The following is a 19,324-nucleotide window of genomic DNA, read 5'->3' as shown; positions in this document are numbered from 1 at the left end:
CCGTGTTGTGGGCGACTCTTGCCCATACAATAGCTTTCGGCCTAATAGGAAATGTCGTTGGATAAAATACAGTGGTTTGATGAGCTTGCCTGGGGCCTCAGCGAGCGGGGTTGGATAAGCTTTGATGCTGCGCCCTGGTTCGGGGTGGATCTTTTGCGCTCGCTTCAGGATGAGATCATGCTTCTTGATCAAAATGATGCGCTTAAACGAGCAGGCGTAGGGCGGGGTATTGCGCCCATTCGGGATCGCTCCATACGCCGCGACAAAATTGCCTGGTTGCAAGGTGTGTCTGAGCCGCAGGTGGCGCTGTTCGGCCTTCTCGAGAGCCTGCGTATGGAGCTGAACCAGCGGTTGTTTTTGGGTTTGAGGCGGTTTGAGGCTCATTATGCAACCTATCATTCCGGTGATTTTTATAAGGCCCATGTGGACAGCTTTCAGGGGCGGGCGTCTCGCATTGTAAGCTTGGTGCTTTACTTGAATGACGACTGGAAACCATTGGATGGCGGGGAGCTTCAGGTGTTTAATCGGGAAAACCCGAACGAGGTGTGCGGGCTGGTATTGCCCGAAAAGGGAAGAGTGGCGCTGTTCATGAGTGAGGAGATCCGTCATGAGGTTCTGGAAGCTCATCGTACCCGCTACAGCCTTGCGTGCTGGTTTCGCCAGGATGTAATTCCGTTGCCTTTGTCGGCACTTCTCTAATAGATATCGGCAATATCTGGCGCCAATTCGACGGTGTTGGGGATTTGCCGTTGTAGTCCTTAAACCCTTTTGTTAAGATTCGCGCCGCTTTCGGGAAGTTTGTCCTGAAACGCCGATATGGTGGCTCCATTGGTGCCTCCGCAACATGAAACCGCGAACCCGGTCAGGCCCGGAAGGGAGCAGCCGCAGCGGTGGAATTGTGTGCCGGAGTGTCGCTGGTGGGGCCACCCCCAGTTTTGCCTTTAGGCTTCCTTTAGAAATCCTTCCTTTCGCTTTCATTCCTGCGCCTTATAACTTCTTATAAATCCGTGTCCATGCTAAAGTTGCAGGCGTTTTTCTCAGCATTTGGCGGATCATGAGCTATCAGGTACTTGCCCGTAAATGGCGCCCTCGCACCTTTGAAGACATGGTGGGCCAGGAACACGTTCTCCAGGCGTTAATTCACGCATTGGAAAACCAGCGCCTGCACCATGCTTATCTGTTTACCGGCACCCGTGGCGTTGGTAAAACCACCATTGGGCGCCTGCTCGCCCGGTGTCTTAATTGCGAAACCGGCATCACACCACGCCCATGCGGAACCTGTTCCAGCTGTGTGGAAATTCAGGAAGGCCGGTTTGTTGATCTGATTGAAATTGACGCTGCATCCCGCACCGGTGTGGATGATATGCGGGAGCTCACGGATAACGTTCAGTACGCACCCAGTCGCGGTCGCTATAAGGTGTACCTCATCGATGAGGTGCACATGCTCACCAATCAGTCGTTTAACGCCTTCCTTAAAACTCTGGAGGAACCCCCGGAGCATGTGAAGTTCCTGCTGGCGACCACCGATCCCCAGAAACTGCCCGTAACCGTGCTCTCACGCTGCTTACAATTTAACCTCAAGCGCATGACGCCTGAGCATATTGCCGGTCACCTTACGCACGTTCTTACGGCTGAAAAAATTCCCTTTGAGGAGCCTGCTCTGTGGCTGCTGGCTCGCGCCGCCGACGGCAGTATGCGAGATGCACTGAGCCTCACGGATCAGGCGATTGCATTCGGTAACCAGAAGCTTTCTGCCAGCGATGTCAGCAGCATGCTGGGAACCATTGATCAACGGGATATTGAGCGGATTGTCAATGCTCTGGTAGAGCGGGACGGCCCGGCATTGCTGGCCGAAATCAGCCGTATCTCGGACTTTGCCCCGGACTACAGCATTATACTCGCGGACCTGTTGTCGCTGTTCCATCGGGTAACCATGGAACAAGTAGTTCCAGGAAGTGCCGATAACGCGCTCGGTGATGCCGCTCAAGTGCAATCCCTGGCTCGCAAACTCAGTGCGGAAGACGCCCAGTTGTTTTATCAGGCTGCTCTAATCGGCCGAAAGGATCTGGCCATTACGCCCGATGCCCGCATGGGTTTTGAGATGACACTGCTGCGCATGCTGGCCTTCCGCCCCGGTTCTGATCGACGTGCACCTCCCGCGGTGAGTAATGCGGGCTCTGCTGCTGAGGGAGAGTCAAGAGACGAACCTGAGCCTGCGCCTGCAGCAGCACCTCAGCCGAAGGCAATCGAGCAGTCCCAGGCTCCAGAGCCTGAATCTGCCCCAGAGCCGGCGCCTACTCAGGAAAACGAGCCAGAGGGATACGCCGATGCGCCTTCCGATGATGCATGGTTAGCCAGCCTTGATGCTCAAGCGGAATCTCAGCCAGAATATCCTGAGCCTGAGCCTGAGCCTGAGCCTGAGCCAGAGCCAGAGCCAGAGCCAGAGCCAGAAATAGCGCCAATCGAAACACCCATAGCCTCAGTTCAGGATGCACCAGTTGTAGATGGCGAGTTTGTGTGGGAGCGAGATTTTCGCAGCCTCGGTATTGTAGGAATGCCCGGCAACCTCGCTGGCAATGGTGCTATGTCACGCAGCGGCGATACCATCACACTGTTGATAGATACTGGCCATGCCCGGCTGTTGAATGCCAGGCATGAAGAAAAAATACTGGCCGCCTTGAGAAATCACTTTGGCGACGCCATTCAATTAAAGATAGAGCAGGGCGACCCTGGCCCGAACACGCCAGCGGCTTTTGAAGAACGCCAGCGGGTGTTGCGCCAAAACGCGGCGGTAGAGTCCATTCGTAACGACCCACTGGTGCAATCCATTGTGGAACGGTTTGAGGCGCGGGTAGTTGAAGATAGTATTCGGCCAGTACAGGACAAACCGACAGAAGCAGTCAGGAGATAACACATGATGAAAGATATGGGCGGCCTGATGAAAAAGGCCCAGCAGATGCAAGAACAAATGCAGAAGGCTCAGGAAGAGGCTTCGAAAGCTGAAATTACCGGTGAATCCGGCGCGGGCCTGGTGAAAGTGACCATGAACGGCCGTCACGATGTCCGTAAGGTGGAGATAGACCCCTCCCTGATGTCGGAAGAGAAGGATATTCTGGAAGACTTGCTGGCGGCGGCGGTTAACGATGCAGTGCGCAGAGTTGAGGCCAACCAGAAGGATGCGATGTCGGGCATGATGTCTGGAATGGGTATGCCCCCCGGCTTCAAGATGCCATTTTAAAGACTCTATTCAGCTCTGCAGTTTGAGGAAGTTTCATGGCGTTCAGCCCACTGGTTGATGAACTTGTCGAATCTCTTCGGTGTTTGCCTGGCGTTGGTCAGAAAACTGCCCAGCGCATGGCGTTCCACTTGCTTGAGCGCGCCCGCTCCGGTGGTACGCGGTTGTCCGATGCGTTGAGCAACGCCATGGAGAGGGTCCGCCGCTGCGAAAGCTGCCAAAACTTCTCCGATACCGAAGTGTGTGGTATTTGTGAAAATCCGGCGCGTAGCAACGGCACACTCTGCGTAGTGGAAAGCCCCTCGGATCTATTGGCCATCGAGCAAGCGGGAGATTACAAGGGCAGTTATTTTGTTCTTATGGGGCACTTGTCTCCAATAGACGGTGTCGGCCCGGATGAGATTGGCATTGAACGGCTTTTACGCCGGGTTCGCTCAGAAGGCGTAACAGAGCTCATTCTGGCTACCAACCCGACGGTGGAAGGCGAAGCTACTGCACACTACATTTCTGATCGACTCGATGGATCCAACATATTGATTACGCGCCTTGCCCATGGCATACCGGTAGGCGGTGAGCTTGGTTACGTTGACGGATTTACTCTCACACATGCGTTTCGCGGCAGAAAACCTCTGCTGGACTGACTCCGCACTGGCGCCTGTACGGCGTTATTGACTGGCCTTTTTTATGACTCTTCCTGCAACCGCTATTGACGTTCCTCCAGCTCCTGAAATCATCACATGGATTTCACAACCGGAGGCATTAAACGAATGGCTGGACAGTGCTCCCGGTGTACCGCTTGTTCTTGATACGGAATTTGAGCGGATAAACACTTTTTACCCCATACCAGGGCTGGTTCAGCTTGGGCTTGGCGATAGCTTTTGCCTGGTAGACCCGGGCGTGGCAGAAAAGTCTACCCGTTTCCGGGAGGTTCTGGCGGACCCTTCGGTAACCAAGTTGCTTTATGCCATGAGTGAAGATCTTGAGCTCTTTCGTGACTGGCTGGGGATCAACCCAAAGGGGGTCGTGGACCTACAGATCGGCGCTGCAATGGCTGGCGCTGGCTTTTCACTGGGTTACGCGCGGCTTGTTGAAACGCTGTTTGGTGAGGCGCTGGATAAATCCGTTACCCGGTCTGATTGGATTTCTCGCCCCTTGAGCGAAGCACAGCAACGTTATGCCATTGAAGACATACGTTTTCTGGCGCCCATGCACGAGTGGGTAGTCGGCCACCTTAGGGAAAGGGATCTTGAGGCGGCCCTGATTGAGGAGTCAACCCGCTTCGCCGATGAGCTAGCGGGGCAGGACAACCCCCATCATCATTACCTGCGATTGCGCGGCGGCTGGGCCTTAACGGCTGAACAACAGCTTGTGCTAAAGGAGTTGGTTGTCTGGCGAGAACTGGAGAGCAGAGAGCGTGATCGTCCACGGGGCAGGGTGCTGGCAGATCCATTGCTTATTGCTATTGCAGAGCGAATGCCCACAACCCTCAGCGAGCTTTCTGATATCCAGGGCGTACCCGGTGGCGTTGTTCGGCGTTATGGTGAGGCTTTGCTCAAGCTTGTTGAAGATGGGCTAGATGCCGATACGTCCGGGCTCGAACGTATCGCGCCACCGCTAACCAGAGATCAGCAGGATTACTTTAAGGGTCTTAAACGGTTTTTCAGAAAGGCGGCGGAAGCTGCTGATATTCCAATTGAATTGCTTGCACCTAGGAAGCGGCTTGAGAAGGTTGTTCAGGAAGGAAGCCTGACTGGAAGCCCGTTTTTTGCTGGCTGGCGCACGAAAATTCTAGCGTCGGTAATGAACGATATTGAGGATTACCTGCAATCATGAAAGATCGGGAATTTGTGTCTGTTTTTCGAAGCAGCAAAAAAAGCGACACCTATATTTTTGTTCGTCGTGGGCAGAAGTGGGAAGAATTGCCTGAAAGCCTGAGATCCATTTTTGGCACCCCTGTGCACTCAATGGATCTGGTCATGACGCCGGAGCGCAAGCTGGCAAGAAGCAGTGGTGAGCAGGTACTTAAGGCGATTGAAGAAAAAGACTTCTTTTTGCAAATGCCTGAAGAGCAGGATTCGTACGTTGTGGACTTTCGCACGAAGCCGGGAATGAATCATTCATGATCGCCCAAATCCCGTTCTGGCAGCGTAAACGCCTGAACGAGATGACACAGCAGGAATGGGAGTCGCTGTGCGATGGCTGCGGTAAGTGCTGCCTCAATAAGCTGGAAGATGAGGACACGGGCGAGGTTTACCATACAGATCTGGTTTGCCGATTTATGGATGAAGACACATGCCAGTGTACGGTTTACACCGACCGGCTTGAAAAAGTGCCAGGTTGTACGGTGCTGACACCGGATAGGGTGAGCGATTACCATTGGCTTCCCCATACCTGTGCTTATCGCACTCTGGCAGAGGGAAGGCCGCTAGCCGATTGGCACCCGCTTCGTAGCGGGAGCCCGGATACGGTACACGAAGCCGGTGTTTCCATACGCCACAAGGTAATCCGAGAGGATAAAGTGGCAGAAGAAAACTGGGAAGAACATATTATTCACTGGGTTCTGTAATGATCGATACTGACGCACAAACTGCTTACGCCGTCTTTTGGGGCGCTTATGCCATAGCCTTCGTCGTGTTTTTTTACATGATGAAAAAACTGTTCCGCTTTTTACCTTTATACGGTTTGCGCACACTGCTGCTCGCTGCGTTGGTGGCTGTGTTGCTGACACCCGTAGAGTCCCCCGAGTTGGCGGGTTGGTGGATACCCGCATGGCTGTTCGGAGGGTATGAGATGATTCTTGGTGATGCAGATAACGCAGGCCGCGCGTGGCTCAACCTGGGCATTGGGGGGCTTGTGATGCTACTTGTCTGGGTTCTGGATTTGGTTCGCTATCGACTATCCCGACGCTGAACCCCCCCCCCCCATTTAATCTCCCGGGAAAAACAATGCCAAGATTTTTGACGCTGATTTTTTTCACTGTTTTATGGCTGCCCGCAACGTTGTGGGCACAAGAGGCCGTAAAACTGGCGCTGCCAGAGCGCCCGGATGTCCGCATTATTGTGGACATCTCAGGCTCCATGAAGGAAACCGACCCCAATAATCTGCGTCAACCTGCCGTACGGTTGTTGGCCCGGGTTATCCCCGAAGGCAGTACCGCCGGTGTGTGGACCTTTGGCCAATACGTCAACATGCTGGTTTCCCATGAGCAGGTAGACGGCGCCTGGCGCCAACTGGCGGTTGATCGTTCGCGGCAAATAAACTCCGTGGCATTGCGTACTAATCTTGGCAAAGCCATTGAAGTTGCCAGCGACGGTTATGTAACCGGTGGGACCCTCGACAACACCCACTTCATCCTGCTCACAGACGGCAAAGTGGACATCTCGGACAGCGCCGACGTAAATCAGGCTGAGGAGACGCGCATTCTTGGCAAGCTGCTGGGTGGCCTTGTGGCTAAAGGTGCGACCTTCCACCCAGTTGGCCTGTCAGACCAGGCCGATGCCGTTTTTTTGAAAACCCTTGCGGAGAAATCAAACGGCAGTTTCCGTATTGCGGATTCCGCAGAATCTCTCAATTTGGCGTTTCTTGATGCCCTGAATACCGCTGCACCCCAGGAACAGATACCGATTGAAGGCAACGCGTTCATTGTTGATGCGGGAGTAAAAGAGTTCACCGCGTTAATTTTTCGCGGTGCAGCGGAAGCGGATCCAGAGCAGGGCGAGAACACAGCTGCGGTGTTTGAACTGATCAAGCCTGATGGTGAAACGCTTCTCTATTCTGCACAGCCCGACAACGTGCGTTGGGCCCGGGAAGCGGCATACGAACTGGTGACCATTACCGACCCTGCCGCTGGCGAGTGGCGCGTAACCGGCGAGTTGGGTGAGGGTAGCCGTGTTACGGTGGTCAGTGACCTAAGGATGGTAGTTAGCCCCATACCGGCAACGTTCACCGCTGAATCGCCTGTGGATATCGGGGTGGCATTTTTTGAGAAAGCGGAAAAGGTAACCAATCCTGATTTTCTCGACGTATTGAGTGTGACACTCAGCCTGACTTCTGAAGACGGCCGCAGGGGCAGAAAATCGCTTTCTGGCGACGAGCCGCCTGCGGATGGCGAATACACGGATACCATCAGCAAGCTGCCGGCCGAAGGCTTGTACCGGATAGACATTGTTGCAGACGGTAAAACCTTCGCCCGAAAATTTACTGCCACAACCGAATTTATAGTGCCTACGGGAATGGTTGAATCCACCATTGGGGCCCCGATAGATATAAGCATGGCTGAAGAGGCCGAAAGCGCACCACCCGCCCCAGCGGCAGAAGAACAGGTCGCCGAGCCCGAGCCAGCTCTGGAGCCTGAGGTTGATGTTGAGCCGTCCGCCCAAATAGAGCCAGAACCTTTGGCTGAAGCTGAGTTGGAAGACGAGCCAGGTAAGCTGTCAGTGCCGTTATGGGTGATTGGTGCAGGCGCCGGAGCCTTGTTGGCTCTCGCATTGTTGATTTTCCTGCTGATGCGCAAGCGCCGCAATGGATCCTCAGCCGATGTCACAACCGATGAAGAAGCTGAAGGCCTGAATGAATTGCAGGAGGAAATGGCAAATATCGAAGCGGAAACTCCGATAATAATGCCGGAGCCAGAGCCAGAAGAAGATATACCCGTTGCGGTAACTTTGGTTGAGCCTGAGGAGGTGATTCCCGAGTTGACGGAGCCAGCGGAAGACGACGATGACGAAGAGCTCGGCCTTGATGACTTTGACCTGTCTGAATTCGACGATCTACCCGACTACGATTTACCTGATGATCCGGATGAACAACCGGATGATGAACAGAAAAAGTAACCAACAGGAATTCTACCCATGAAGTTTACCGGTACCGAAAATTATGTAGCCACCGATGACCTGCAAATGGCCGTGAATGCCGCCATTACGCTGCAACGTCCCCTGTTGATCAAAGGCGAGCCCGGCACCGGCAAAACCCTGCTGGCGGAAGAAATGGCCAGCTCGCTGGGTCTGAAGTTGATTCCCTGGCACATCAAATCTACCACCAAGGCTCAGCAGGGTCTTTATGAGTACGATGCGGTGTCCCGTTTGCGGGATTCTCAGTTGGGTGATGAGAAAGTTAAAGACATCAGCAACTACATCGTGAAGGGTAAGCTTTGGGAGGCTTTCGAGGCTGACGAGCAGGTTGTTCTGCTAATTGATGAGATCGACAAAGCAGATATCGAGTTCCCTAACGATCTGTTGCTGGAACTGGACCGCATGGAATTCTACGTTTACGAGACCCAGCAGTTCGTGAAGGCGAAGAAGCGCCCGATCATCGTAATCACCAGTAACAACGAAAAAGAACTGCCAGATGCCTTTCTGCGCCGTTGCTTCTTCCACTACATCAGCTTCCCGGATCACGACACCATGAAGAGCATCGTGGATGTACATTTCCCGGGTATTCAGGAGCAGGTGGTGAGGGATGCGCTGGAGGTCTTCTTTGATGTTCGTAAAGTGCCGGGACTGAAGAAAAAGCCCTCTACCTCTGAGCTGATTGACTGGCTGAAGCTGCTGATGGCAGACGAACTGACCGCCAAGATGCTTCAGGATAAGGACAGCAGCTCGGCGCTGCCACCTCTGTACGGTGCGCTGGTAAAAAACGAGCAAGACGTACACCTGCTGCAAAAACTGGCGTTTATGGCCCGCCGTCGCGGCTGAAATTCGGCAAGAGTGCGGTTTTATGTTGATTGATTTTTTTCTCGAAGTGCGGCGGGCCAAGGTGCCTGCCAGCCTGCGCGAATTCCTCGATCTGCTTGAGGCGCTACAGCAGCGCCTGGCGTTTGCGGATATGGAAGAGTTCTATTATCTGGCGCGACTGTGCTTGGTGAAAGACGAGCGACACTTCGATAAGTTTGATCTGGCCTTCAAATCCTATTTCGAAGGCATCGAACATCTCGATCAGATGCTGGAAGCGTTGATTCCCGATGACTGGTTGCGTGCCGAGTTCGAGAAAAACCTGACAGACGAAGAAAAGGCCAAGATTGATTCGCTGGGAGGCCTTGAGGAACTGATTGAAACCTTCAAGAAACGCATGGAAGAGCAGAAAGAGCGCCATGCGGGTGGCAATAAATGGATTGGCACTGGCGGAACATCGCCTTTTGGTGCCGACGGCTACAATCCTGAAGGTTTCCGGATTGGGCAAAAGAAGGGCCGCCACGGTCGTGCTGTCAAGGTTTGGGAAAAACGTGAGTTCAAGGATCTGGATGACAGCGTCACCCTGGGTATCCGTAACATCAAGGTAGCGCTGCGGCGTTTGCGGAAGTTCGCGCGCCAAGGTGCGGCAGACAAGCTGGATCTGGATGATACCATCCGTTCAACGGCACGAAACGCAGGTTATCTGGATCTGAAAATGGTTCCGGAGCGCCATAATGCGGTCAAGGTACTGATCTTTTTCGACGTGGGTGGTTCCATGGATCCCCATGTGCGGGTATGCGAAGAGCTGTTCTCCGCTGCACGTATGGAATTCAAGCACATGGAGTATTTCTACTTTCACAACTTCGTGTATGAAAGCCTGTGGAAGAGCAATATCCGGCGCATGAATGAGACAACCAGCACTTGGGATATCCTTCACAAGTACTCGCCAGACTATAAGGTGATTTTTGTGGGCGATGCCACCATGGCACCCTATGAAATTTCCCATGCAGGCGGATCTATCGAGCATTGGAACCAGGAGGCCGGTGCTACCTGGTTTCAGCGCATCAGCGATCATTTCCGAAAGGTGGTCTGGATCAACCCGTTACCTGAAGGATATTGGGGTACCGGTGGCTCCTTGGCGATGACGCGGCAACTTGTGAATAATCACATGTATCCACTCACGGTTGAGGGGTTGGAATCGGCCATGAAGCATTTGAGCAAATAAAAAAAGCCGATGCGGTTGAGACATCGGCAAAGCTCGGCATATCAAGCGGGGGCGTTAACAACGTATCCCCGCTTTTTATTATGAGCAAATATAAGGCCAGAAAGATAAAGTCTTCATTAATCATCTGCTTATAAGAATCAAGAGCGCTTTCTCATTTCGATCACACTCGCAACTCAGCGGCGGTGTGTTAAATAACTCGACGCCTACCAAGCATGGAGTTTGCCCACGATCGCCAGATTTCTGCATTCCGATTTGGTGATCTGCATACCGTTCTTCCCGGTTACCAAGTGTTACTCTTCCCATCAGCTTGTTACAGAGACGGTGGGGGCAATTGGCTTATGTTTGGCCAACATAAAACACAAGGATGCCGGCGCGGCCAGGGAAGTGGATTCATTGCGGCATTCTGTGTCAGCGTGATCGTGGTGCTGCTAAACGCTCTGGTTCCGGTTGCAGCTGCACCCCTCGATGATGAAATCGGCACACTCGCTACAGAAACCTCTGCTACTGAAAAAGACATCGCTCAGCTTGAACAAAAAGTGCGTCAACTGATTGATACCCGAATTTCGCTATTCCTGACGTTAGGCAGCCAGAACGGACTGGATCTGGATTCGGTGGATTTGTTTGTTAACGGAAAACCTGCGGTTTCTCAACTCTATACTCCCAATGAAAACGGTGCCTTAAAGCAGGGCGGAATACAGAAGCTGTTCATGGGGAATCTGGTCAATGGCACTCACGAACTGAAGGCCGTGATTACGGCCCGGGCAGCCAATGACCGTTTTGTGCGCCGAGAATCTTTACACAGTTTCAAGAAACGACCGGGCGAACTTCGGTTGGAGATGGCCGTTGAAGCCCGGGCGCCTGATTACGAACCCCATGTTTCATTTGTTGAGTTTGAGCAATCTCCCAACGCCGCCATTGGCTGGAATTCAGGTACTCAAAGCGGTACTGCCTCAAAATCACACCAACAAAAACTTTACGAAAAAGCCGAAGTGGCCCGGGCCAGTGGCGATGCCGAAAGCGCAGGCAAAATCCTTGCAACTATGGATGAAGGCTACTGGTCTGCGGTTGGCTACCTGAATCTTTCGGCAGATTATGCGCGCAACGATTTAAAACCTTCACGGGCTCTGGTCGCGTTGCGGGTGGCCCTTGCCATGGCCGACAAGGACGCTGACGCCCAGCGGAGGGCGGCACTGCGCAGCCGCATTTTGCTGCGGGCTGGTTACCTTGCCTATACAAGCTCAGATTATGAGAAGGCCATTGGTTTCCTTGAAAAAATACCACTCGATAGCCACAAAACACCCCAGGCGCTTTATTTGCACGGCTTGGCATTGGCGGAGCAGGGCAATCACCGTGCCGCAATGCAGAGCTGGCATCGCGCTAAAAAATACCCATTGGCATACCCCGGTGTTGCTTACGCCTGGATAGGAATGGGGCGTGGCTATGATCTTGCCGGGTATCTTGGCCAAGCGGGCGAAGCATATTTGGCAGCGAATGCAGCGTATGAAGGTGAGCGGGTTACGCTGCGGGCTCTGTCGAGCCAGATTGAAGAACAGGGCGCCTTCAAAGCATTAGTGCTGGATGCAAGAAGCCAGAGCGCAGGAACTGCAGGAAGCACAGTGGCAGGGGGTGGTAAAACCACACTTGGTAGCCCGAAAGTGGAATGGTTTCTTGCAGACAGCCGCACTCTCGCCCAGCCCCGCATGGCCTACCTTCTCACTTTGATGGAACAACCAGCTGCGCAGTTAGCCGTTGATCGGGTTGCAGATCTCGCGCAAATGGCAGTAGACCTTCAGCGCAATATCCATGATCTTGGAGTGTTTATTACCGCTATCAAAGAAGAGTTGGCCCAGCCCGGCAGCAATGCAGAATATCGCTCTGACAATCCTCGGCAACTGCTTGCTGACAGCGAAAGGCTGCGAGAAACATCACTTGCGCACCTTGATAGCGTTGTAGCCTTGCGTGTTCCGACCGAGGCCGTTCTGGACCAGATTGCGCTGGATTTTGTTGCAGCTCAGGATCAAAAAATGGTCTTTGCCCTGGATAAAACCGAGCAGCAAATCGCGCATCTCTATGAATACCTGGCATTGCAGGAACTGGATATCGGGGGGGCGGCGCGATGAAAGGGTTCAAGGCTATACTGCTGCCGCTTTGTTTGTTCTGTGGCGTGGTGAGTGGCCAGGAAGCGTTTCGGGTAGAACTGGGGAAAGATGGCGAAACCATTGCCGATATGCGCCCGGTATTCCTGAAATTTGAAACCAGGCCGCTTCCGGCGATTTCCCCGGCAGAAGTTGCCAGGCGCTATCAAAAACTGTTCAGCACAACGGATGAACCCTCTGTACGAGTGGATGCGTTGAACCGCCTGACCAATATTCGTGACCGTTCCGGCCAAGACATAGGGTTCACCCCTGCAGAAGAAGCGGCAGTGTATCAGCAGGCCATCGAAAGCTATGAGTCTATTCTTGAGCGGGGGGCGTTCGGCGGCCGCCTGGACGAGCTCTTGTACCAGATGGCCAAAGCCCATGCTCTTACCGGTCAGAACGATGCCTCTGTGAAGCGCCTTCATCAATTGGTGGGGCTCTATCCGGACTCCCCTCTGGTTCCAGAGGCGCGGTTCCGTGTTGCAGAATCCGCGTTTTCTTCGGGTAACTATGTCGAAGCAGAGGCAGGTTACCGCAATCTTGTTGATGGAAAGGCCGATATTGGCGATCTGAGAAACAAAGCGCGCTATATGCTTGGGTGGTCGCTCTACAAACAAGGGCCACAATCCTGGGAACGCGCTGGAAAACGATTCGTGTCGGTGCTGGACGAATCACTGCCCGATGCAGAGAGCCTTTATCACGTATCAGAATCCAGTGTGGATAGCATTGATGACACTCTTCGCATTCTTGCGTTGATGGCCAGCCAACGCAAGGGTGCTGAAACCTTGATGGCATGGCTACAGCCGACCCCTTTGCGTTCCTGGACACCGCTGGCGTTTGATCGCCTTGCGGATCTATACGCGGTACAAGGTGATGCAGAGGCGAGTGTGGCCACCAATCGTGCTTTTGCGGCGTATTTCCCTTCACACCCACAGCGTGCTGGCTTTATGGTGCAGGTGGTTGATGTATGGCGCCAGTCCAGCCAACCGGAAAAAGCCAGAGCTGCCATGGCTGACTACGTTGCTCTGTTTAATGTCCCAAGCGATTACGCCGTTCTTGACGAGAACTATCGTACAAAATGGCGAGAGTTCAGTCGGGTTCTTGCTGATTTCTACTACACAGAAGGCGCGGCCGGCAGTGGCAGTGTGGCTGTTCGCAACTATGGATCAGCAGCCAGCTACTATGAGGGTTTGGCAAGCCGCAGCGCCGCTGCTGGAGAGTTCTACCGTCTTGCTGGCGATGCGTGGCTGCAGGCAGAGGCGTACCCGGCTGCACTTAAAAATTATCGGTTAGCAGCCTACGAAGTACCGGGCTACGAATACACAGCTGATGCCGGTTGGGCAGCGGTTGCGTTAATCAGGGCGGGTGTGAGTGGCGAGCTGGTGGCTTCAGATTATACACCCGGCCTGAACGAACTCTCCGCCGAAACGGATCGTTTTACGGCCCGGCATGGTGCCGACGCACGTGCGCCAGAGTTGCTGGCTTACGTGGCCGCCCGTTGGCTTGAGGAGGGCAACAACGAACAGGCTTTGAACTATGCTGTGCGAGCCGTTACCCACGAACAAGCTGGGCCCGAGGTGCGCTATGCCGGCTGGTTGGTTACGGCTCAGGTGCGTCAAAATATATCGGAGTACGGCCTTGCCGAAAGAGCCTGGCGTGAGGCCTTGGCTCTCGCTGTAAGTGCATCCGCAACCGCCGCCATGAAACAGGAAAAGCCAGAACTGCAACGGCAACTTGCTACGGCGATTTATCGTCAGGGTGAGCAGGCCGCCGAGGCGGGTAAGCCTGTGATTGCAGTCGCTCATTTTCAGCGGATCGAGACAGTGTTGCCTGGCTCGGAAACAGCTATAAAAGGGCGTTTTGATGCAGCTAATACTTTGCTCAAAGCATCAGAATGGCAGGCGGCAATCAACGAGCTGAATCGTTTCAGGGCAGATTATCCAAGCCACGCTCTGGCGTCGGATGTCGGCGAAAAACTGGTCTTGGCCTACACCGCTTCCAGCCAGCCTGTTCGCGCAGCAGGGGAGCTGATGGATATGGCGGATGGGTATAGTGATCAGGCGGTTGTCACAGCTGAAGATGCTTTGGCTTACCAGCTTCGGGCAGCGGAATTGTTCCACGCGGCAGAAGCAAATGATCACCGCGATGCCATATACATGGATTACCTTGCGGCCAACCCTGTCGCAGTGGATGCCGACGAGCACGTTCGCCTGCAGACGATGCGGCAGCGTTTGATAGAGAACGATAGTCGTTCCGCACAGTGGCGTGTCGAACTGGTTTCTGCCGAACTGGAAAGCCGCTGGCATTCAGAACAAACCTTGCAGTGGGCAGCACAGGGCGCTCTGGTTCTTGGTGCGGAAGCCGCGGCGGAGTTTGCCGAAATTGAACTTGATGTGCCGCTTGAGAAATCATTGGTTCAAAAGCAAATGGCTATGGAAAGAGCGCAAACCTATTTCCGCAATGCCGAATCCCTTGGCGGCTCTGAGGTGTTACCGGAATCCCTGTATCGTAGGGCTGAGCTTCATCGCGTTATGGCTAACGATTTAATGGCCTCCACGGCGCCGGCTGAGTTGAACGAGCTCGAGCAGATGCAATACGCCATGTTGCTTGAAGAGGAAGCCTACCCGTTTGAAGAGCGTGCAATCGTACTGCACTCAGAAAACCATCAGGGGATCGCTACCAATGGCTTTAATGTCTGGGTAGAAAAGAGCCTGAATGTTCTGGCTGAGTTGCATCCGGGTCGTTATCAGAGGTCTTTGCGGTGGATGAGTGTGTCTGTTGAGGGAGGTAATGACGGTGCGTGAGGCTTTCCTTCGGCTTGTGGTCATGGTTTTCCTGGTGGTTTCAACGGCTCTGCTATTCGGCTGTGCGGCTAAGCCGTTGGAACCTGAGAGCAAACCGCCTGTGCTTTATCCCCAGCAGGCTCAAATACATGTGCAGCAAGGTTCCGTCGCCTACGAGAACGGGGATGTTCCTGCGGCGATTGAGTCGTGGAATCTGGCGGTTGAACTTAATCCCGCTGACGCGGTAACGGTCAATAACCTGGCGTTGTTATTGAAACAGGATAACCGCTTTAATGAAGCCGCAGAGTTGCTCGAAAAGGGGTTGGATTTGTCACCGGAGGTTGCAGAGCTGCACTACAACCTCGCAATTATTTCCGAGCTCTATTTACTCGATCTCGACAGAGCACTTGTTCATTACCAGCGTTACCAGCGGCTTTCTGAGAGCGAAGATAAAAAGGTAACCGGATGGATCGCAGATCTTGAAAGGAGGCTGGATTAAATGTTGATCAGTGTTTCTGCCCTGATACGCCAGGGCGCCCCTTTTTGCTTGATTGGGGGGCTTGCATTCATTGCACCTTCTTTGTGTGCAGCCGCTGGCTCAGAAAGTGCGGTGCAGGCAGATAGTATTGGTAGTCGCTCACCTGCGCGATTGAGCATAGAAGGCATTTCTGCAAATGTTGGGGAAGATGAACCCCGTGTGTTGACTATCCTACCCTGGCGGGCACCCACTTTGCCGCGCCGACCAAGGGCAGAGCTGGAAAGCACCGTGCCGGAGCTGCTTGAGCCGCTCGATGCCCTTGTGCTTGAACGCCACCGGGCATTTCGCCAAAGCCTGGGCGTTGTGAATTCTGGTGGGCAACCGGGAGCGCGGCGATGACAGCTATGAATGCAATGCCAGCCAACAGTAGTTTTGGTTTGACCCATACGTTGGGAAATGTGGTTTTGTCTTCGCTGTCCTGGAGTAAGGAAGAGGGCGAACGCCTGCGCCTGACCGTGATCACGTTGGTGGCACTTCTGCTTTTTATACCCTTGGCAGTTGTGATTACGGCGATGGACGTCCCTGAACCCGCCCGGGAAAAGGCTGAGAGCCTGCCGCCCCAACTCGCCAAATTGCTTGTAAAACCGGAGCCAATCAAAAAATCAATTCCCAAACCAATAGAAGAGGTTGTGCCTCCGGTGCCGGAACCAGTACCTGAACCAGCACCGGCGAACCCCGAACCCCAGGTGATAAAACCGGTCGTCAAACCCTTGCCGGTAAAGCCTTCGCCAAAAACGGTAACCCAGAGCGTGGAGCAGGCGCGGGAAAAAGCTTCTCGATCTGGCTTGCTGAACATGAAAGATCGACTGGCTTCCATGCGACAGCCAGCGGTTGAAGCTGCGCCTGTGATTACGGCCAACACCGGAAGCGTGTCCAGCGGAGGAAGTGGCGCTCAGGCTGGCGTGATACCGGGGGACAATGCTCTTAAAGGCAGTGGTGGGGTAACCGATTCACAGGCACCACTAGCTGAAGTGGCAGTTGCCGGGCACGACGTAAGAAAGGTTGAGGCTGCTCCTCAACCCGAACCGGCTGTGGCAAGCGCCCCTGTAGGCAAACAGAAGCCTGCGGCGGGGGAGCGGGCAATGAGCAACATCCGCCAAGTGTTTGACTCAGGCAAAACAGCTCTGTATTCCCTTTATCAACGAGAATTGCGACAGGACCCGACCCTGGCCGGTAAGGTTTTGCTTGAGCTGGTCATACAGCCAGACGGCTCAGTGTCTGCTTGTAAGGTTGTTAGCTCAGAATTGGAAAATCCTGCTTTGGAACAAAAGCTTGCAATGCGCGTGCGGCTTTTTAACTTTGGGGCAGCCAATGTGGAAGCCCGAAAGGTGAGGTTTCCGATCGACTTTCTTCCAGGTTGATGCCGCTTATAGAACGGTCAGTCGTAGCCATCAATGGAAATTTTCGGGAGCGTTGGTTTGTATAGTTTCACCTTTTCTGACGGCGCAATGACTTTGGCTTCTCCAGTAACGACCTTTTGATTATTCTGGTTGATTACATCGCACTGGAAGATCACCCGGTTTTTGGGCTCTTTGCTTAACACCGTAAGATTAACCGTAAGCGTGTCGTCGAGTTTTACAGGGCGCTTGAATGCAAGGCTCTGTTCCAGATAGACCGTACCCGGGCCTGGCATAACGGTGGCAAGTGCTGCGGAAATCAATGAACCACTCCACATTCCATGGGCGATACGCTCGCCGAACATAGAGCTGGCGGCATAATCCTGGTCCAGGTGCACCGGGTTATAATCCCCCGACACAGCCGCGAACAACACCAGCTCTTTTTCTGTAAGTGATCGCGTAAACGTTGCGGTATCGCCCTGATTTAGCTCGTCGTAAGTGATATTTTCAAGAGTATCCAAGGTGTCGCTCATCATCTGCTCCCTGATCAAGGCGTGTGAGTGCTGGTGTTTGGGTTAGCGTTTGAAACTACCTCATCGATAGCAAAACTGCTATTCTCTCCCCACTTTTTTGAGGCTGATACTTATGTCGAGTTGACCAGGCTGTCGCTCGATGTACGTGAATCACTATAAATAGAAGCGCTAGACAGGAGATGGTGATGGATTTCGAGAAGTTCTATCAAGACAAATACCCTGCCAGTATTCCCCGTGACGTGGATTTAAATAAATACAGCAGCATGGTGGATGTATTTGAACAGGCGGTTAAAAAATACGCTGACCGCCCAGCCTTCAGTGCTGTCGGGGCAACTCTCACCTATCGCGATCTGGATACTCAAACTCGGAATTTTGCGGCCTGGCTGCAAAACAATACCGATCTGAAGCCTGGCGATCGTATTGCAGTACAAATGCCCAACCTGGGTCAGTATCCGGTTGTGGTATTTGGTGCCATGCGCGCTGGCTTGATTGTGGTTAACACCAACCCGCTGTACACCACTCGCGAAATGGAACACCAGTTTAATGATTCTGGTGCCAAAGCATTGGTAGTACTTGCGAACATGGCTGAAAACGCAGAAAAAGTGCTGCCCCATACCAGCATCGAGCATGTAATCGTTACTGAAATTGCCGACATGCATTCGCCCATCAAGCGCACACTGATGAATGCGGTTGTGAAGCATGTGAAAAAGATGGTACCGCCGTTTAACCTACCACAAGCTCACAAGCTGCCGGCTGTCCTCAGCGCGGGCGCCCGTGAGACGTTTACTCCGGTTCAGGTCAAATCCGACGATATTGCCGTGCTTCAGTACACCGGTGGTACAACCGGCGTGGCCAAGGGCGCGATGCTCACCCACGCGAACCTTGTAGCAAACCTGCTGCAGGTTCGTCCGATGATGGAAGACACTGTAATAGAGGGGCAAGAAGTCGTTATTGCACCATTGCCCCTGTACCACATTTATTCGTTCACCCTGAACTGCGGCATTATGCTTGAGGCCGGTGGCCACAACATTCTGATCCCGAATCCCCGTGATATCCCGGGCTTTGTGAAAGAGTTGAAGAACCACAAATTTACAGCGTTTCTCGGGCTTAACACTCTGTTCGTTGCGTTGTGCAACAACGAGGAGTTCCAGGGTCTCGATTTCAGTCACCTAAAACTCACATCCTCTGGCGGCATGGCGCTGACCAGCGACACCGCAAAAATGTGGGAGCGAGTAACAGGCTGTCCGATCTCTGAAGGCTACGGCATGACCGAAACCTCGCCGGTGGTTACCTTCAACCCCCGCAGTGCCATTCAGTTGGGTACCATTGGATTGCCGGTACCATCGACGTCGGTCAAGACTATTGATGATGATGGCAACGAAACAAAACTGGGTGAGCCCGGTGAGCTTTGTGTGAAAGGCCCTCAGGTTATGCGCGGTTACTGGCAGCGTCCGGAAGATACCCGTAAATCCTTCACTGAAGATGGCTATATTCAGACCGGCGACGTTGCTGTGATACAGGAAGATGGCTACATCCGCATTGTCGATCGCAAGAAAGACATGATCATCGTTTCCGGGTTTAACGTGTACCCGAATGAGATCGAGGATGTGGTAAGCAGCCACCCGAAGGTAGTTGAGTGCGCGGCAGTGGGTGTTCCCGATGCCAAGAGTGGCGAAGCGGTTAAGGTGTACCTGGTTGCTTCAGCTGAGGGTGTCACCGAAAACGAACTTAAAGAATTCTGCCGTGAGCGACTGACTGCCTACAAGGTGCCTCGCTTCTTTGAATTCCGCGATGAGCTTCCGAAAACCAACGTAGGTAAGATCCTGCGCCGTGAGCTGCGCGACGAGCCGGGTAACAAGTAATAAC

Annotated in this window: 18 protein-coding genes and 1 other RNA gene; 18 read left to right on the top strand and 1 reads right to left on the bottom strand. The window is 53.5% G+C overall.

Features of this window, described 5'->3' with window-relative positions; translation table 11 throughout:
* Window positions 1–57: 57 nt before the first annotated feature.
* From Q0824_RS02870 to Q0824_RS02790, 17 genes are all read left to right on the top strand, one after another.
* Window positions 58–699: a 2OG-Fe(II) oxygenase gene (locus Q0824_RS02870; protein WP_298447356.1), complete on the top strand. Its 642-nt coding sequence runs from the start codon at window positions 58–60 to the stop codon at window positions 697–699.
* Between the two features lie 127 nt (window positions 700–826).
* Window positions 827–923, top strand: an RNA gene (gene ffs / locus Q0824_RS02865) — signal recognition particle sRNA small type.
* A gap of 131 nt (window positions 924–1,054) precedes the next feature.
* On the top strand, window positions 1,055–2,911 hold the full coding sequence (gene dnaX, locus Q0824_RS02860) for a DNA polymerase III subunit gamma/tau (protein ID WP_298447354.1): 1,857 nt from the start codon (window positions 1,055–1,057) through the stop codon (window positions 2,909–2,911).
* A gap of 3 nt (window positions 2,912–2,914) precedes the next feature.
* Window positions 2,915–3,238, top strand: a complete 324-nt coding sequence (locus tag Q0824_RS02855; RefSeq protein WP_298447352.1) for a YbaB/EbfC family nucleoid-associated protein — start codon at window positions 2,915–2,917, stop codon at window positions 3,236–3,238.
* 35 nt (window positions 3,239–3,273) lie between these two features.
* Complete coding sequence (recR, locus tag Q0824_RS02850; protein WP_298447350.1) at window positions 3,274–3,876, top strand: recombination mediator RecR; 603 nt, start codon at window positions 3,274–3,276, stop codon at window positions 3,874–3,876.
* A gap of 43 nt (window positions 3,877–3,919) precedes the next feature.
* Window positions 3,920–5,068 (top strand): HRDC domain-containing protein, encoded by a 1,149-nt coding sequence (locus Q0824_RS02845; protein ID WP_298447348.1) that lies wholly within the window; start codon window positions 3,920–3,922, stop codon window positions 5,066–5,068.
* Window positions 5,065–5,358, top strand: a complete 294-nt coding sequence (locus Q0824_RS02840; RefSeq protein WP_298447347.1) for a YcgL domain-containing protein — start codon at window positions 5,065–5,067, stop codon at window positions 5,356–5,358. Before Q0824_RS02845 ends, Q0824_RS02840 begins: the two co-directional genes overlap by 4 nt.
* Window positions 5,355–5,801, top strand: a complete 447-nt coding sequence (locus tag Q0824_RS02835) for a YcgN family cysteine cluster protein (RefSeq protein ID WP_298447346.1) — start codon at window positions 5,355–5,357, stop codon at window positions 5,799–5,801. Before Q0824_RS02840 ends, Q0824_RS02835 begins: the two co-directional genes overlap by 4 nt.
* Window positions 5,801–6,145, top strand: a complete 345-nt coding sequence (locus tag Q0824_RS02830) for a hypothetical protein (protein ID WP_298447344.1) — start codon at window positions 5,801–5,803, stop codon at window positions 6,143–6,145. The genes Q0824_RS02835 and Q0824_RS02830 overlap by 1 nt, the downstream gene beginning before the upstream one ends.
* A gap of 35 nt (window positions 6,146–6,180) precedes the next feature.
* Window positions 6,181–8,067, top strand: a complete 1,887-nt coding sequence (locus Q0824_RS02825) for a VWA domain-containing protein (RefSeq protein WP_298447343.1) — start codon at window positions 6,181–6,183, stop codon at window positions 8,065–8,067.
* An 18-nt stretch (window positions 8,068–8,085) separates the two neighbouring features.
* Window positions 8,086–8,928 carry a MoxR family ATPase gene (locus tag Q0824_RS02820; RefSeq protein WP_298447341.1) on the top strand — a complete coding sequence of 281 codons (843 nt, stop codon included), beginning with the start codon at window positions 8,086–8,088 and terminating at the stop codon, window positions 8,926–8,928.
* A gap of 22 nt (window positions 8,929–8,950) precedes the next feature.
* The gene (locus tag Q0824_RS02815) at window positions 8,951–10,129 is read left to right on the top strand and encodes a VWA domain-containing protein (RefSeq protein ID WP_298447340.1); all 1,179 of its coding nucleotides are present in this window, start codon (window positions 8,951–8,953) and stop codon (window positions 10,127–10,129) included.
* 338 nt (window positions 10,130–10,467) lie between these two features.
* The gene (locus tag Q0824_RS02810) at window positions 10,468–12,249 is read left to right on the top strand and encodes a hypothetical protein (RefSeq protein WP_298447338.1); all 1,782 of its coding nucleotides are present in this window, start codon (window positions 10,468–10,470) and stop codon (window positions 12,247–12,249) included.
* Window positions 12,246–15,071 (top strand): tetratricopeptide repeat protein, encoded by a 2,826-nt coding sequence (locus tag Q0824_RS02805; protein ID WP_298447336.1) that lies wholly within the window; start codon window positions 12,246–12,248, stop codon window positions 15,069–15,071. The genes Q0824_RS02810 and Q0824_RS02805 overlap by 4 nt, the downstream gene beginning before the upstream one ends.
* Window positions 15,058–15,549 (top strand): hypothetical protein, encoded by a 492-nt coding sequence (locus Q0824_RS02800; protein ID WP_298447334.1) that lies wholly within the window; start codon window positions 15,058–15,060, stop codon window positions 15,547–15,549. Before Q0824_RS02805 ends, Q0824_RS02800 begins: the two co-directional genes overlap by 14 nt.
* Entirely contained in the window at window positions 15,550–15,927 is a 378-nt protein-coding gene (locus Q0824_RS02795) for a hypothetical protein (protein WP_298447333.1), read from the top strand.
* A complete protein-coding gene (locus Q0824_RS02790; protein ID WP_298447331.1) occupies window positions 15,924–16,949 on the top strand; it encodes an AgmX/PglI C-terminal domain-containing protein in 1,026 nt (341 codons plus the stop codon). Before Q0824_RS02795 ends, Q0824_RS02790 begins: the two co-directional genes overlap by 4 nt.
* 17 nt (window positions 16,950–16,966) lie before the next feature.
* On the opposite strand, the gene Q0824_RS02785 is transcribed toward Q0824_RS02790, so the two are convergent.
* The gene (locus tag Q0824_RS02785; RefSeq protein ID WP_298447329.1) at window positions 16,967–17,458 is read right to left on the bottom strand and encodes a MaoC/PaaZ C-terminal domain-containing protein; all 492 of its coding nucleotides are present in this window, start codon (window positions 17,456–17,458) and stop codon (window positions 16,967–16,969) included.
* Between the two features lie 185 nt (window positions 17,459–17,643).
* Between Q0824_RS02785 and Q0824_RS02780 the strand changes: the two genes are divergently transcribed.
* The gene (locus tag Q0824_RS02780) at window positions 17,644–19,320 is read left to right on the top strand and encodes an AMP-binding protein (RefSeq protein ID WP_298447327.1); all 1,677 of its coding nucleotides are present in this window, start codon (window positions 17,644–17,646) and stop codon (window positions 19,318–19,320) included.
* The last annotated feature ends 4 nt before the right edge of the window (window positions 19,321–19,324 follow it).

This window comes from uncultured Marinobacter sp., from assembly GCF_947488835.1.
In the GTDB taxonomy this organism is placed as follows: Bacteria; Pseudomonadota; Gammaproteobacteria; order Pseudomonadales; family Oleiphilaceae; genus Marinobacter.
Note: the sequence above shows the minus strand (reverse complement) of the source record. Positions and strands in the feature narration are given on the sequence as shown.